The sequence below is a fragment of the Streptomyces sp. KL109B genome (genome assembly GCF_030766935.1).
GTDB lineage: Bacteria > Actinomycetota > Actinomycetes > Streptomycetales > Streptomycetaceae > Streptomyces.
Map to the genome: position 1 here is coordinate 40,580 of NZ_JASERL010000002.1, position 13,085 is coordinate 53,664.

Annotated in this window: 13 protein-coding genes; 2 read left to right on the forward strand and 11 right to left on the reverse strand. The window is 72.2% G+C overall.

Annotation, left to right across the window (positions count from 1 at the left end; translation table 11 throughout):
- Positions 1 to 42: 42 nt before the first annotated feature.
- The 6 genes from RBJ65_RS06235 to tdh form a co-directional block, all read right to left on the reverse strand.
- The gene (locus tag RBJ65_RS06235; RefSeq protein WP_306316671.1) at positions 43 to 999 is read right to left on the reverse strand and encodes an alpha/beta fold hydrolase; all 957 of its coding nucleotides are present in this window, start codon (positions 997 to 999) and stop codon (positions 43 to 45) included.
- Positions 1,000 to 1,120: 121 nt separating this feature from the next.
- Positions 1,121 to 1,684: a GNAT family N-acetyltransferase gene (locus RBJ65_RS06240; protein WP_306316733.1), complete on the reverse strand. Its 564-nt coding sequence runs from the start codon at positions 1,682 to 1,684 to the stop codon at positions 1,121 to 1,123.
- Between the two features lie 32 nt (positions 1,685 to 1,716).
- A complete protein-coding gene (locus RBJ65_RS06245; RefSeq protein ID WP_306316670.1) occupies positions 1,717 to 2,307 on the reverse strand; it encodes a helix-turn-helix domain-containing protein in 591 nt (196 codons plus the stop codon).
- 134 nt (positions 2,308 to 2,441) lie between these two features.
- Positions 2,442 to 3,344: a LysR family transcriptional regulator gene (locus RBJ65_RS06250; protein WP_306316669.1), complete on the reverse strand. Its 903-nt coding sequence runs from the start codon at positions 3,342 to 3,344 to the stop codon at positions 2,442 to 2,444.
- A gap of 45 nt (positions 3,345 to 3,389) precedes the next feature.
- A complete protein-coding gene (locus RBJ65_RS06255; protein ID WP_306316668.1) occupies positions 3,390 to 4,586 on the reverse strand; it encodes a glycine C-acetyltransferase in 1,197 nt (398 codons plus the stop codon).
- A 72-nt stretch (positions 4,587 to 4,658) separates the two neighbouring features.
- A complete protein-coding gene (gene tdh / locus RBJ65_RS06260; RefSeq protein ID WP_306316732.1) occupies positions 4,659 to 5,690 on the reverse strand; it encodes an L-threonine 3-dehydrogenase in 1,032 nt (343 codons plus the stop codon).
- A 322-nt stretch (positions 5,691 to 6,012) separates the two neighbouring features.
- On the opposite strand from tdh, the gene RBJ65_RS06265 reads away from it, so the two are divergent.
- Positions 6,013 to 7,443, forward strand: a complete 1,431-nt coding sequence (locus tag RBJ65_RS06265) for an amino acid permease (protein WP_306316667.1) — start codon at positions 6,013 to 6,015, stop codon at positions 7,441 to 7,443.
- A gap of 31 nt (positions 7,444 to 7,474) precedes the next feature.
- On the opposite strand, the gene RBJ65_RS06270 is transcribed toward RBJ65_RS06265, so the two are convergent.
- From RBJ65_RS06270 to RBJ65_RS06290, 5 genes are all read right to left on the reverse strand, one after another.
- A complete protein-coding gene (locus RBJ65_RS06270) occupies positions 7,475 to 8,056 on the reverse strand; it encodes a GAF domain-containing protein (RefSeq protein WP_306316666.1) in 582 nt (193 codons plus the stop codon).
- Entirely contained in the window at positions 8,053 to 8,649 is a 597-nt protein-coding gene (locus RBJ65_RS06275; RefSeq protein ID WP_306316665.1) for an ATP/GTP-binding protein, read from the reverse strand. The genes RBJ65_RS06270 and RBJ65_RS06275 overlap by 4 nt, the downstream gene beginning before the upstream one ends.
- Positions 8,627 to 8,998 carry a DUF742 domain-containing protein gene (locus tag RBJ65_RS06280; protein ID WP_306316664.1) on the reverse strand — a complete coding sequence of 124 codons (372 nt, stop codon included), beginning with the start codon at positions 8,996 to 8,998 and terminating at the stop codon, positions 8,627 to 8,629. Before RBJ65_RS06280 ends, RBJ65_RS06275 begins: the two co-directional genes overlap by 23 nt.
- Before the next feature lie 2 nt (positions 8,999 to 9,000).
- Positions 9,001 to 9,435 (reverse strand): roadblock/LC7 domain-containing protein, encoded by a 435-nt coding sequence (locus RBJ65_RS06285; protein WP_306316663.1) that lies wholly within the window; start codon positions 9,433 to 9,435, stop codon positions 9,001 to 9,003.
- Positions 9,436 to 9,683: 248 nt separating this feature from the next.
- A complete protein-coding gene (locus tag RBJ65_RS06290) occupies positions 9,684 to 11,729 on the reverse strand; it encodes a sensor histidine kinase KdpD (RefSeq protein WP_306316662.1) in 2,046 nt (681 codons plus the stop codon).
- 337 nt (positions 11,730 to 12,066) lie between these two features.
- On the opposite strand from RBJ65_RS06290, the gene RBJ65_RS06295 reads away from it, so the two are divergent.
- Entirely contained in the window at positions 12,067 to 12,714 is a 648-nt protein-coding gene (locus RBJ65_RS06295; RefSeq protein WP_306316661.1) for a bifunctional 2-polyprenyl-6-hydroxyphenol methylase/3-demethylubiquinol 3-O-methyltransferase UbiG, read from the forward strand.
- Positions 12,715 to 13,085: the final 371 nt, after the last annotated feature.

A 13,085-nucleotide genomic window follows, 5' to 3' on the forward strand; every position in this document is an offset into this window, starting at 1 on the left:
GCCAACGCCACTGACAATGGCCGGTATCGGCGGGCCGCCCGCTCACGGCACGCGCTTGTCCAGCCACGCGGTGAGGTCCGCCTGCACCTCGTCGCGGTTGGTCTCGTTGAGGATCTCGTGGCGGGCGCCCTCGTACCCCTTCCAGGTCAGGTCCGTGACGCCCAAGTAGCGGAAGTCCTCGAGGAGTTCGTGGACGAGGGTCATCCGCTGGTTGCACGGGTCCTCGGTGCCGACCGCGACGTGGATCGGCAGGTCCGCCGGGATGCGCGCGAGGTTCGCGGGGTCGTTGATCCGGCGCACGGCGCGGACCCAGTCCAGGGACAGGCCCGCCGAGAAGTCGAAGCCGCAGCGCTCGTCGGCGACGTACTTGTCGACCTCCGCCTCGTCCCGCGAGAGCCACTCGAAGCCGGTGCGGTGCTCGTACGGGTCGTTGAAGGAGGAGAAGAGGTTGCCGACGTACGGGGACATCGCCGCCCGGCCGCCGTTCGCGACCTGTGCCTCCAGGGCCGCCGTGTCGCCCTCGTTGTCGGCGCCGGGCAGGGAGCGGAAGGTGCCGGAGAGGATCAGGCCGACGAGGTCGTCCGCGTACCGCTGCGCGTAGTCGCGCGCGAGCATCGAGCCGAGGCTGTGGCCGAGCAGGACGAACGGGACGTTCGGGTGGAGGGCGCGGGCCTGGTCGCCGATCGCCTTGAGGTCGTCGACGATCGACACCCAGGCGTCGGTGTTCGCCGGGTCGCCGTCGTCGGTGACTCCGTAGCCGCCCGTGGACTGGGCGGTGGCGCCGTGGCCGCGATGGTCGGAGGCGATGACTCCGTAGCCGTGGGAGGCAAGGTGGCGGGCGAACCGGTCGTAGCGCTGGCCGTGTTCGGCCGCGCCGTGGGCGATCTGTACGAAGGCGCGGGGCCTGCCGCCGTCGGGCAGCCAGGTGTACGTGGCCACGGCGGCGCCGTCGCCGGTGCTGAGCGCGCTCGTCGTGTACGTAGGGTCGGTGGCGGTCATCTGGCGGCTCCCTCTCGGTCGGTCCTGACGGCCCTGACGGTCCTGCGGGCGGTGCGGGTGCGTGCACGGGTACGCGTGCGCGTGCGCGCGCTGGCGTGCATCTCCCCCGCACCGTAGAGCCTCATTCCTGTCGATCACCGGCCGGCTTCGCGGGTTCGAGGCGCTTGCAGAACAAGGTCGTCGGGCGCAGCACGCCCGCCGGGTCGGCGGCGTAGTCCGGGATGACGCCGGTCTGCTCCCAGCCCGCCTTGCGGTAGAAGTCCTCGGCGGGGCTGCCGGTCTCCGTGTCGAGGACCAGCAGCGTGATCCCCTCATCGGCGGCGGCCCGCTCGGCGGTCGCTAGCAGGGTGCGGCCGAGGCCGGTGCCGCGGGCGTTGCCGTGCACCATCAGTTTCACCACTTCGGCGCGGTGGCGGCCGTTGGGCTTGTCCACGAAGGCGAGCGAGATCGTTCCCAGGCAGCGGCCCGTCTCCTCCTTGTCGACCGCCACCCATACGGCCATGCCGCCGCGTTCCACGGACGGTCCTACGTAGTCGCGCCACCAGGCCGTCGCTTCATGGGGCGTGAGTCCGTGGAGGAAGCCGAGGGAGCTGCCTCCACGGACGACGTCCACGAGGAGGTTCCCCAACTCATCTACGTAGGAGGGGAATTCCGAGGGTGTCAGGCGGGTGCAGGTGAGTGTCATGGGATTCATAGGAGTCATGGGAGTCATGGGAGTCATGGGAGCACCACCAGCAGCGCGTACCGTACGGGCTCGGGGCCCGGGCAGTGGAAGTGGGTGGGGCCCCAGAGGCGGAAGCGGAGGCAGTCGCCCGTCTCCAGGTGGTGTGTCGTGCCCTGGACGGTGAGGTCGAGGAGGCCGTCGAGCACCCAGATGTGCTGTTCGAGGCCGGGGACCGGCGGGCGGTCGTAGGCGATGTCGGCGTAGGGCTCCAGGGTGCCCTCGACGACCTCGCCGCGGAGTCCGGCCAGCGGCGGGGAGACGGAGCGGCGCGCGAAGCCGGTCGAGTCGTCGCGCCAGTGGGGCTGCTCGGCGGCGCGTACGACCTGGGCGGGGGCGGACTCGACCTCGCTCAGGAGTTGCGACATGGTCCGCCCGTAGACCGCGCAGAGGCGGTTGAGGAGGGTGGCGGTGGGGCTGATCTCGGCGCGCTCGGCCCGCGACAGGGTGGATCGGCTCACGCCGCTGCGGTCGGCCAACTCGCCCAGGGACCAGCCCTGTTCGGCCCGCAGCTCGGCGAGACGCGCGCCGAGGCGGGCGTCCACCGGGTCCGGCGCCGAACCGCCACCGACACCGCCACCACCCACGCCACCACTAGCGCTACCGCCACCGCTACCGGCGTTGCCGCCGCCGTCTCCGCCGCGTGGCACACCACTCTCACGTCTCATATTCGGCACCGTATCCCAAATATGAAACGCGAAGTGTGCGCGGGTGGCGCCGATCAGCCCTCCGCGGCCTCCCCCAGCGCCTCCAACACCGGCCTGATCAGCGGATGTTCCTCCGCCCCGTGCCGCACCGCCGCGAAGACCTTCCGGGCCGGGGCCGCCCCGTCGACCGGGCGGACGACGACCCGGGTCAGGTCGACCCCGTGCAGGGCCGAGCGCGGGACGAGGGCCACCCCCGCGCCCGCGGAGGCGAGGGCGACGACGGCGCGGAAGTCGTCCGAAGAGTGCTCGAACTGCGGGGCGAAACCGGCGTGTTCGCAGGCGAGGACGACGACGTCGTGGCACGGGTTGCCGGGGTAGGGGCCGATCCACGTGTCCTTGGCCAGCTCGGCGACCGGCACCCACTCCGCGCCCGCGAGGCGGTGCGTGTCCGGGAGGACGGCGTCGAACGGCTCCGCGTACAGCGGCACGCGCGTGATCCGGTCGTCGTCGGCGCCCGGCGCGCCCCGGTACTCGACGGCGACCGCCACATCGATCTGCCGGTCGAGCAGCATCGGCAGGCTGGCGTCGCCCTCGGCGTCCTGGACGCGGACGCGGATGCCGGGCGCCGCCTTCGACAGCAGGGCGAGCGCGGGGCCCACGACGAGGCCGATGCCGGTCGCGAAGGAGGCGAGCGTCACCGTGCCCGCCGCACCGGTGCTGTACGCCGCCAACTCGGCCTCGGCCTGCTCCAGCTGGGCGAGGACCGCGTTGGTGTGCGTGAGCAGGATCTCGCCCGCCGTCGTCAGGCGGACGCCACGCGCGCCGCGCTCGACCAGCTTGTGGCCCGTCTCCTGCTCAAGGGCGGTGAGCTGCTGCGAGACCGCCGAGGGGGTCAGATACAGCGCGGCGGCCGCAGCCGTCACCGTGCGGTGGTCGGCCACCGCACGGAGGATGTGCAGCCGCCGCGCTTCGATCATGGGGCGATTCTCCCAAACGGGTCCGACAGTCTCCCCTACGGGCGGTCAACCCAGTTCCGCCCGCGCCCCCACGAACGCGTCCACCGCCCGGTTCACGTCCTCCGTGGAGTGCGCCGCCGACAGTTGGACGCGGATGCGGGCCTGGCCCTGCGGGACCACCGGGTACGAGAAGCCGATCACGTAGACGCCGCGCTCCAGGAGGAGTTCGGCCATGCGGGCCGCTACGGAGGCGTCGCCGATCATCACCGGGACGATCGCGTGGTCGCCGGGGAGGATGTCGAAGCCCTCCTCGGCCATCCGCGTGCGGAACAGCTTCGTATGGGCGGCAAGGCGTTCCCGCAGGTCGCCGGCCGATTCGAGGAGGTCGAGGACCTTCAGTGAGGCCGCCGCGATCACCGGGGCGAGGCTGTTCGAGAACAGGTACGGGCGCGAACGCTGGCGCAGCAGCGCGACGATCTCCGCGCGCGCCGCCACGTAGCCACCGGACGCCCCGCCGAGGGCCTTGCCGAGGGTGCCGGTGATGATGTCGACGCGGTCCATGACGCCGTGCAGTTCGGGGGTGCCGCGGCCGCCGGGGCCGACGAAGCCGACCGCGTGCGAGTCGTCGACCATGACCATCGCGTCGTAGCGCTCGGCGAGGTCGCAGATGTCGGCGAGCGGCGCTACGTAGCCGTCCATGGAGAAGACGCCGTCGGTGACGATCAGCTTCCTGCGGGCGCCCCCTTCGTGCGCGGCCTTCAACTGGGCTTCCAGGTCGGCCATGTCGCGGTTGGCGTACCGGAAGCGCCGCGCCTTGCTGAGCCGGATGCCGTCGATGATCGAGGCGTGGTTGAGGGCGTCGGAGATCACCGCGTCCTCGGCGCCGAGGAGGGTCTCGAAGACGCCGCCGTTGGCGTCGAAGCAGGACGAGTAGAGGATCGTGTCCTCCTGGCCGAGGAAGGCCGAGAGGCGCGCCTCCAGCTCCTTGTGGACCTCCTGGGTGCCGCAGATGAAGCGGACGGAGGCCATGCCGTAGCCCCAGCGGTCGAGGGCCGCGTGCCCTGCCGCGATCACCTCGGGGTGGTCGGCGAGGCCCAGGTAGTTGTTCGCGCAGAAGTTGAGCACCTCGCCGGGGCGACCGCCCGCCGTGACGTCGACGCTGGCGGACTGCGGGGTGCCGATGACCCGCTCGGGCTTGTGCAGGCCCGCGGCGACGATCTCGTCGAGGGTGGCCTGGAGGTCGGCGCGTACGTTGTCGAACATGGCGTAGGTCCTTATGGGGGTGGGGAGTTCGGGCCGGAGCAGGGCGCGGGGAGGGGCCGGGAGGGGGCCGGGTCAGGTGGTCTCCCAGTCGAGGATGACCTTGCCGCCGCGGCCGCTCGCCGCGTCGTCGAACGCCGCGTCGAAGTCGGTGTACGCGTAGCGGCCGGTGATCACCGGGGAGAGGTCGAGGCCGCCCTCCAGGAGGACCGACATCGCGTACCAGGTCTCGAACATCTCGCGGCCGTAGATGCCCTTGATCGTGATCATCGACGTGACGATCCGCGCCCAGTCGACGGGGAACTCCTCGGACGGCAGGCCGAGCATGGCGATCTTGCCGCCGTGGGTCATGTTCGCGAGCATGTCGCGCATCGCCACGGGGTTGCCGGACATCTCCAGGCCGACGTCGAAGCCCTCGCGCAGGCCGAGTTCGCGCTGCCCGTCGGCGATGGTGGACTCCGCCACGTTCAGCGCGAGGCTCACGCCGGTCTTCCGCGCAAGGTCCAGGCGCTCGTCGCTGACGTCCGTGACGACGACGTTGCGCGCGCCCGCGTGCTTGGCGACGGCGGCGGCCATCAGGCCGATCGGCCCGGCCCCCGTGATCAGCACGTCCTCGCCGACCAGCGGGAAGGACAGGGCGGTGTGCACGGCGTTGCCGAACGGGTCGAAGATCGCGGCCACATCGAGGTCCACGGGGACGCGGTGCACCCATACGTTCGACGCGGGCAGCGCCACGTACTCGGCGAACGCCCCGTCACGGCCGACGCCGAGGCCGACGGTCGCGCGGCACAAGTGGCGGCGCCCGGCAAGGCAGTTGCGGCACTTGCCGCACACGAGGTGGCCCTCGCCGCTGACCGTGTCGCCCACGGCGATGTCGCTCACGTCGCGGCCGGCCCCGACGACCTCGCCGACGAACTCGTGGCCCACGACCAGCGGCGCGCTGATGGTGGACCGCGCCCAGCCGTCCCAGCCGCGGATGTGCAGGTCGGTGCCGCAGATCCCGGTGCGCAGGACCTTGATCAGTACGTCACCGGGGCCGACGTCGGGCTCGGGAACGTCCGTCAGCCACAGGCCCGGTTCGGCCTTCTCCTTGACCAGCGCCTTCAACGGTTGGGCTCCTGTCGTCGCGTACGCGGGCAGCACGAACCGGCCCGCGTACGAGGGAAGAGTGGTGGTGAGAGTGGTGCGGACGTGGTCCGCCGCCACCACAGACTCTTCCGCACCTGGCGGGCCGGGTCCATCGAGGTTTTCTTAAGCGGCGCCCCAGGTTTCCTACAGGCCCGCCAACGCCCCGCCCTCGCCACCAAGGCCCCACTGCCCGCTCAACGAACGGAGTGTCCGAATAACGGACGAGCGACGCACGCCGTCCCACTTGGTCGCATACTGTCGCCGCACTTCCACCCGTCTCAGACAGCGAACAGGCACGACCATGACACGGACCTCCGTCACGGACCGGCCGCAGGCCGGATCCGACGTCGGCGCCACGCCGCCCGACGTCGAGTCCAGCGACCCCGGCACGCAACTCGGCCACGGCCTCAAGCAGCGGCACCTTTCGATGATCGCCCTTGGCGGCGTCATCGGCGCGGGCCTCTTCGTAGGGTCGGGTGCGGGGATCGCCGCCGCGGGGCCCGCGGTCGTCCTGCTCTTCGCGGGCGCCGGTTTCGTCGTCATGCTGCTGATGCGGATGCTCGGCGAGATGTCCGCCGCCCGCCCGGCCACCGGCTCGTTCTCCGTGCACGCCGAGCGGGAGCTCGGCGCCTGGGCGGGGGCGACGTCCGGCTGGATGTACTGGGTCATGCTGACGTGTGGCGTGGCCGCGGAGGCGACGGCGGCGGGGCAGATCATGCATGGCTGGGTGCCGTTCCTGCCCGCCTACGGGTGGGTCGCCGTCTTCATGGTGTTCTTCTGCCTGAGCAACCTGGCGGCCGTGCGCAACTTCGGCGAATTCGAATTCTTCTTCTCCGCCCTTAAGGTCGTCGCGATCTGTGCCTTCCTGGTGCTCGGCGTCCTGGGCATCTTCGGCGTCTTCGGTGACGCCCCCGGCACGTCCAACCTCACCGGCCAGGGCGGCTTCTTCCCCACCGGCACCTCGGGGTTGATCGCCGGTCTGCTCACCGCCGTCTTCGCGTACGGCGGCCTGGAGACGGTGTCCATCGCCGCCGCCGAGTCCGACAAGCCGCGCGAGAACGTCGCACGCGCCGTGCGCACCGCCGTGTGGCGCATCGCGCTCTTCTACGTAGGGTCGATGGCGCTCGTCGTCGCCCTGGTGCCGTGGAACGACCCGAACGTCGCCGCCGACGGCCCGTACGTCACCGTGCTCAACGAGTTCGGCATCCCGGCCGCCGGCACCATCATGCAGGCCGTCATCCTCGTCGCCCTGCTGTCGGCGATGAACGCCAACATCTACGGCTCGTCCCGCATGGCCTACTCGCTCGTCTCGCGCGGTCTCGGCCCGCGCTTCCTGGGCCGGGTGCACCGCCGGGTACCGGTGGCCGCGGTGCTCGCGTCCTGCCTCTTCGGCTTCTTCGCGGTGTTCGCCGGGGTCTGGTGGCCCGACACGGTGTTCACCTGGCTGATGAACACGACCGGTGTCGCCATCCTCGTCGGCTGGGTGTTCATCTGCCTCGCCCAGCTGAAGATGCGCCGCCGTCTGGAGCGCGAGTCGCCCGAGCTGCTCACCGTGAAGATGTGGGGCTTCCCGTACCTGACGTGGCTCGCCCTGGCGGCCATCGCGGGCGTCTTCGTAGTGATGGCCTCCACCGCGGACGGCCGCGACCAACTGTTCGTCTCCGCGATCCTGGTGGTCGCGCTGGCGGTGGGCGGTTACGTCAAGCAGCGCCGGGACGCGGCACGCGGCTGACGGCCGTTGGCCGTGATCAGGTCGCGGGGGCTCACTGCAGCAAGTCGCCCCGCCCCCGCACCAGTTCCATCAGCTCACCCGCCATCGACTTGATCGTCGCGAGCCCCGCCCTTCCCCAGGGGCGGGGCTCCGTCGCGACCACGCACACGGTGCCGAGGGCGAGCCCCGTACGGTCGTCGATCAAAGGCGCTCCCAAGTAGGAGCGAATTCCGATCTCGTCGACTACGGGGTTGCCCGCGAAGCGCGGGTAGTCGCACACGTCTTCAAGGACGAGCGCTTTGCGCCGCACGACTACATGCGGGCAGTAACCGTGATCGCGCGCCATGTAGCGGGCCACTTCGCTCTCGGTCGACCCGGCGGCCACCGCGCCCAGTTCCTCGCCCCGGTGGTCGCCGTCGGGGGTGTGCAGTCCGGCGAAGAACTGCCGGTTCTCGTCGATGAAGTTCACCATCGCGTACGGGGCGCCCGTCACGTCGGCGAGCCGGTCCGCGAAGCGGTCGAAGACCGGCTCGGGGCGCTGCCCGAGGTCGAGTCCGCGCAATCGGCGGCCCCGCTCGGCCCCCTCCTTGTCCTGCGGGGTGAGCAGCAGCCGCCTGGTCGCGTCGTACGTCACGTGTGCGCTCCGAAACCGGTGGTCGCGGGGGCGTGCGCCAGCAGGTGCCGTACGAGGGTGAGCAGCGTCTGGATGCCGGAGCTGGAGATGCGCGCGTCGCAGCGCACGACAGGCACCGCGGGGTCCAGGTCGATGGCGGCGCGCACCTCCTCGGGCTCGTAGCGGTAGGAGCCGTCGAACTCGTTGACCGCCACGATGAAGCCCATGCCGCGCTCCTCGAAGAAGTCGACGGCGGCGAAGCAGTCCTCCAGGCGGCGGGTGTCCGCGAGGATGACCGCTCCGAGGGCGCCCTCGGACAGTTCGTCCCACATGAACCAGAAGCGCTCCTGGCCCGGCGTGCCGAACAGATAGAGCACGTGCTCGGGGTCCAGGGTGATCCGCCCGAAGTCCATCGCGACCGTCGTCTCGACCTTGTTCTCGATGCCGTCGAGGTCGTCGGTGGCCGCGCTGACCGTGGTGAGCAGCTCTTCCGTGCTGAGCGGAGCGATTTCGCTGACGGCCCCTACGAAGGTCGTCTTGCCGACCCCGAACCCGCCCGCGACCAAGATCTTCAGTGCTGTGGGGAAAGGGTCAGAGCTGTCGTCGTAGTCCATCGAGCACTGCCTCCAGTAGGGACCGGTCAGTGGGGTTGTCGTGGAACGTGGGGGGCTTGGTGGTGGCCGCTCCGCAGTCGACGAGGTCGGAGAGGAGCACCTTGGTCACGGCCGCCGGGAGCAGGAGGCGGCCGGCGATCTCCGCGACCGAAGTGGGCTGAGCGCACAGGTCGAGCGCCTGGCTGTGTTCCGGGCCCAGGTAGCCGAGGGGGGTCGCCCCGGTGGCCATGACCTGGGTGAGCAGATCCATCGACGTGCTCGGCCGGGTGCGTCCGTTGCTGATCGTGTACGGACGCACGAGCCGGCCCGCGGCGCCGTCGAGCCATGGCCCGTCCTGCGGGGCCGCCACCGTCAATTCCTCATCGCCGTGGGCTCGGCGGAGGGCTGCCGGGGCGCTGTCATCAGGTAGGGGCGCACGCTCTTGACGAGCATGGCCATCTCGTAGCCGAGGACGGCCGCGTCGGCGTCGCGCCCGGCGAGGACCGCGAGACAGGTTCCGGAGCCCGCGGTCGACACGAACAGCAGCGCCGAGTCGAGTTCCACCACCACCTGCCGTACGTCGCCGCCGTCGGCGAACCGGACGCCCGCGCTGCGCCCGAGCGAGTAGAGGCCGGAGGCGAGGGCCGCCATGTGGTCGGCGCTGTCGGCGTCGAGCCCGTGCACGGACTTGACGAGGCCGTCGGAGGACAGGAGCACGGCGCTGTTGGTGTGGGGAACGCGCTGGACGAGGCCGCTCATCAGCCAGTCGAGATCGGACACATGACCCGTCGGCACATCGCTCGACATGGGGGATCGACTCCTTGGTGGACTGCTGGGTGTGGTGCTCGGAGGTGGGGGGAACGGCGGGTGCGGGTGCGGGTGTTGTGGGTGCGGCTGCTGCGGATGCGGGAACGGGCTTTCGGGCGGGTACGCGCGCGTGGCCGGGTGCGGGTGGGTACGCGCGCGTGGGTGCGTGTGCGGGGGTGGGAGCGGGGGTGACCGGGGGTGCGTACGTGTACGGGGGCGGGGCGACCGCGTGTGCGGCGTCACCGTGGTCATGCGCGGGCACCGCCCTCTTCCCCGCGTCCGACGGCCCGCTCGGATCCGGTGCGCGGCTCGGTGCGGTGCGGGAGGTCGCGGCGGGGTGGCGGCTCGTGGTGCGGCTCGTGCGTGGACTCGTCGCCGGGGGCGCGCGGTTCGGCCTTTTCGGCGAGCGTGATGCCGCGCTGGAAGGCGGCCATGAGGCCGGGGTCGTGGACGACCGCGGGGGTGTCCTCGTGGCGCTGGGCGGGGCCGCCGCGCAGCTGGGGGGCGATGTGCTCCTGGGCCCTGCGGCGCGGCAGTTGGGGGCGGCGGTTCAGGGTGCCGCGCACGGCGGTCTCGGGCGGGGCGGCGGAGGGCTCGGCGTCCGCCGCGGCCGCGGCCCCGGCCGCGCGGTCCTCGGGGCGGATGCCGGGGACGGCGTCGGCGGGGGTGGGGCGGGGGTCGCCCGCGATGCGCTGCGGGAGAGGGGCGCCGGTCGGCGTGCCCGTGGGCGGCGTTCCGGTCGGCGTGCCCGTGGGCGGCGTTCCGGTCGGCGTGCCCGTGGGCGGCGCACCGGTCGGCGTACCCATGGGCGGCGTGCCCGTGTGCGGCTGGCGGGGTACCGCGGCGACGGCTCCGTGGGGTGCGACCGGCGGGGTGGATGAAGTGGGCGCGGGCGCGGGGGTGTTGGGCGGCGCGGGCCGCGATCCGTTGGCGTTCGCGCCGGACGGCGGCGGGGACGTCGGGATCGGCCCTGTCCGGTGGCCGTTCGCGGCCGCCGCCTGGTCACCGCCGAGCACGCTGTTGGCGGTCGCCGCGGCCGCGGCCTTGCGTACGCGCGGCGTGCGCACGCCCGCGCCGCCGGTGTCGCCGTCCCCGCCGAGCAGGTCCTGGGGCAGCACGAGGACCGCCTGCACTCCCCCGTAGATATTGGTCTGCAGCCGCACCGTGATGCCGTGCCGCCGCGCGAGCTGCGAGACCACGAAGAGGCCGATGCGCCCGTCCGCGAGGAGGCTGGCCACGTTGACCTGGTCGGGGTCGGCGAGCAGCGCGTTCATCTTGTTCTGCTCGGTGACCGGCATGCCGAGGCCGCGGTCCTCCACCTCGACGGCGAGCCCGGAGGTCACCTGGTTGGCGCGGAGCAGGACTTGGGTGTGCGGGGCGGAGAACACCGTGGCGTTCTCGACGAGTTCGGCGAGCAGGTGGATGCAGTCGGCGACGGCGTGCCCGCGCAGGGTGCCGTCGATCGGCGGCACGAGCTTGACCCGCGAGTACTGCTCGACCTCGGCGATCGCGGAGCGCATCACCTCGGTCATGGACACGGGGTGGCTCCACTGGCGGCGCGAGACGGCGCCGCCGAGCACGGCGAGGTTCTCGGCGTGCCTGCGGGTGCGGGTGGCGAGGTGGTCTACGTGAAAGAGGCCCTTGAGCAGGTCGGGGTCCTCGACCTGGTTCTCCAGTTCGTCGAGGAGGTTGATCTCCCGGTGCACGAGCGACTGCAGCCGCCGGGCGAGGTTCACGAACACCTCGACCTTCTGCCGGCTGCCGGCCTGGCTGGACAGCTGGGTGGCCTGGACGACGGCGGTGACGGCGACGTCGTGGGTGCGCGCGAGGTCGACGGCGAGCCGGTCGAAGTCGTCGCCTCCGGGCGCGCCGATGGCGGGGGTGCGGCGCCGCGGCGGTTCCTCGCCCTTGCGCAACTGCTCGACGAGGGTGCGCAGTTCGGCCTGTCCGCGGGCGCTGGTCTGACGCAGGGCGAGCAGCCGGTCGCGTACGAGGGCGGCGGCGCGGCCCGCGGCGACGGCGGCGATCACGATGCCCGCGAGGGTCACGAGGCAGGCCCCGCCGAGCACCGCCCACAGGGTGAGGCTGGGGCGCACACCCGTGTGCCGGACGGCGAACAGCACGGCGGCGCTGGCACCGAGGGCCACCGCCAGCGGCGGGAGGATGGCGATGCGCAGGAGTTGGGAGCGTATGTGGGTCTCGGTCGGGTGCGGTGCGGCCCGCCCGCCCGGCCTGCCGTGCCGACCGCCTTCGCGACGGTCTGCGCGGGCGGCCGGCTGGCGAAGCTGGGACATTCGGCGACCTCGTCCTCGGGGTTCGGGAGTTGGAGGAGACGTTGGAGGAGACAGCGGGCAGCGCGACCGGGCGTCGCACGGCGAGCACACACGGTAGTCGCCAGCGGCACATGCGCGAGGGGCAGTTGACAAACTCCGGCGGGCGAGGTCCCGCTCTGGTATGAGCCCTCGTACCCGCGAGCGATTACACGTCCGTGACGCTCCCGCACGCCCGTTCGCCGCGTTTTACGTTTTGCGCTTTCCGCAAAGAAGTTTGCCTGTACGCGCGCGTGGAGCGACCTTGGCGTCGACGGATGTCACGGACAAGAGACACGGACGAGAGACGGGACCCAGCACCATGGACACCGACACCGACACTGACACCGGCACCGGCACCGGCACGGCCCAGGAATGGGACGCGCGCTACCGCAGCCGCGAGCAGCTCTTCAGCGGAAACCCGAACGGCGTGCTCGTCACCGAGGTCGAAGGGCTGCCGCCGGGCCAGGCGCTCGACGTCGGCTGCGGCGAGGGCGGCGACGCGCTGTGGTTGGCCGGGCACGGCTGGCGGGTCACGGCGGTCGACGTCTCCGAGGTGGCCCTGCGCCGCGCGGCGGCGGCCGGGGCGGAGGTCTCGGACCGGGTCGCGTGGGCGCGGGCCGACCTGGCGACCACGCCGCCGCCCGCGGCCGCCTTCGACCTGGTGAGCATCCAGTACTTCCCGCTGCTGCGCAGCGCGGGCGAGGAGGCGCTGCGCGCGCTGGTCGCGGCGGTGGCCCCCGGCGGCACGCTGCTCTTCGTGACGCACGCCCTGGCGGATCTGACGGAACACCCGGAGGACAGCGCGGAGTTCGACCCCGCCGACTACTACTGGGCGGACGACCTCGCCGCCGTCCTCGACGACTCCTGGGAGATCCAGGTCAACGAAACCCGCCCCCGCACCGCCCCGGCTCCCTCCGGAACCCACCACCACCGGGACACGGTCCTGCGGGCGCTGCGGACGGCGTGAGCCGGGGGCGCTGCCGCTCCACCACGGCCCCGGCGGCCCCGGCGACCCGGCTCCCGTCGCCCGCTCACCCGGCCCACGACCGGCACCGCTCCAACGCCGCCGGAGGCCCCCGGCGCATCCGAGGTCAGCACCGCCCCAGCACACGCCACCCGTCAGCACCGCCCCAGCACACACCGCCCGTCAGCACTCCCCCTGCGCGCCGCCGACCAGCGGCCCTCCAGCACACCGCCCGTCAGCACACCCCCTGCACGCCACCAACCAGCGCCCCTCCAGCACGCCACCCGTCAGCACACCCTCAGCGCGCCGCCGACCAGAGCTCCCATCGCGCCGCTGGTCGGCACCCCTCCAGCACGCCACCGGTCAGCACTGCC

Coding starts and splice junctions, on each gene's coding strand:
- RBJ65_RS06235 (WP_306316671.1), bottom strand. CDS start 999: ATGACCGCCACCGACCCTACGTACACGACGAGCGCGCTCAGCACCGGC.
- RBJ65_RS06240 (WP_306316733.1), bottom strand. CDS start 1,684: ATGACACTCACCTGCACCCGCCTGACACCCTCGGAATTCCCCTCCTAC.
- RBJ65_RS06250 (WP_306316669.1), bottom strand. CDS start 3,344: ATGATCGAAGCGCGGCGGCTGCACATCCTCCGTGCGGTGGCCGACCAC.
- RBJ65_RS06255 (WP_306316668.1), bottom strand. CDS start 4,586: ATGTTCGACAACGTACGCGCCGACCTCCAGGCCACCCTCGACGAGATC.
- RBJ65_RS06265 (WP_306316667.1), top strand. CDS start 6,013: ATGACACGGACCTCCGTCACGGACCGGCCGCAGGCCGGATCCGACGTC.
- RBJ65_RS06275 (WP_306316665.1), bottom strand. CDS start 8,649: ATGGACTACGACGACAGCTCTGACCCTTTCCCCACAGCACTGAAGATC.
- RBJ65_RS06285 (WP_306316663.1), bottom strand. CDS start 9,435: ATGTCGAGCGATGTGCCGACGGGTCATGTGTCCGATCTCGACTGGCTG.
- RBJ65_RS06290 (WP_306316662.1), bottom strand. CDS start 11,729: ATGTCCCAGCTTCGCCAGCCGGCCGCCCGCGCAGACCGTCGCGAAGGC.
- RBJ65_RS06295 (WP_306316661.1), top strand. CDS start 12,067: ATGGACACCGACACCGACACTGACACCGGCACCGGCACCGGCACGGCC.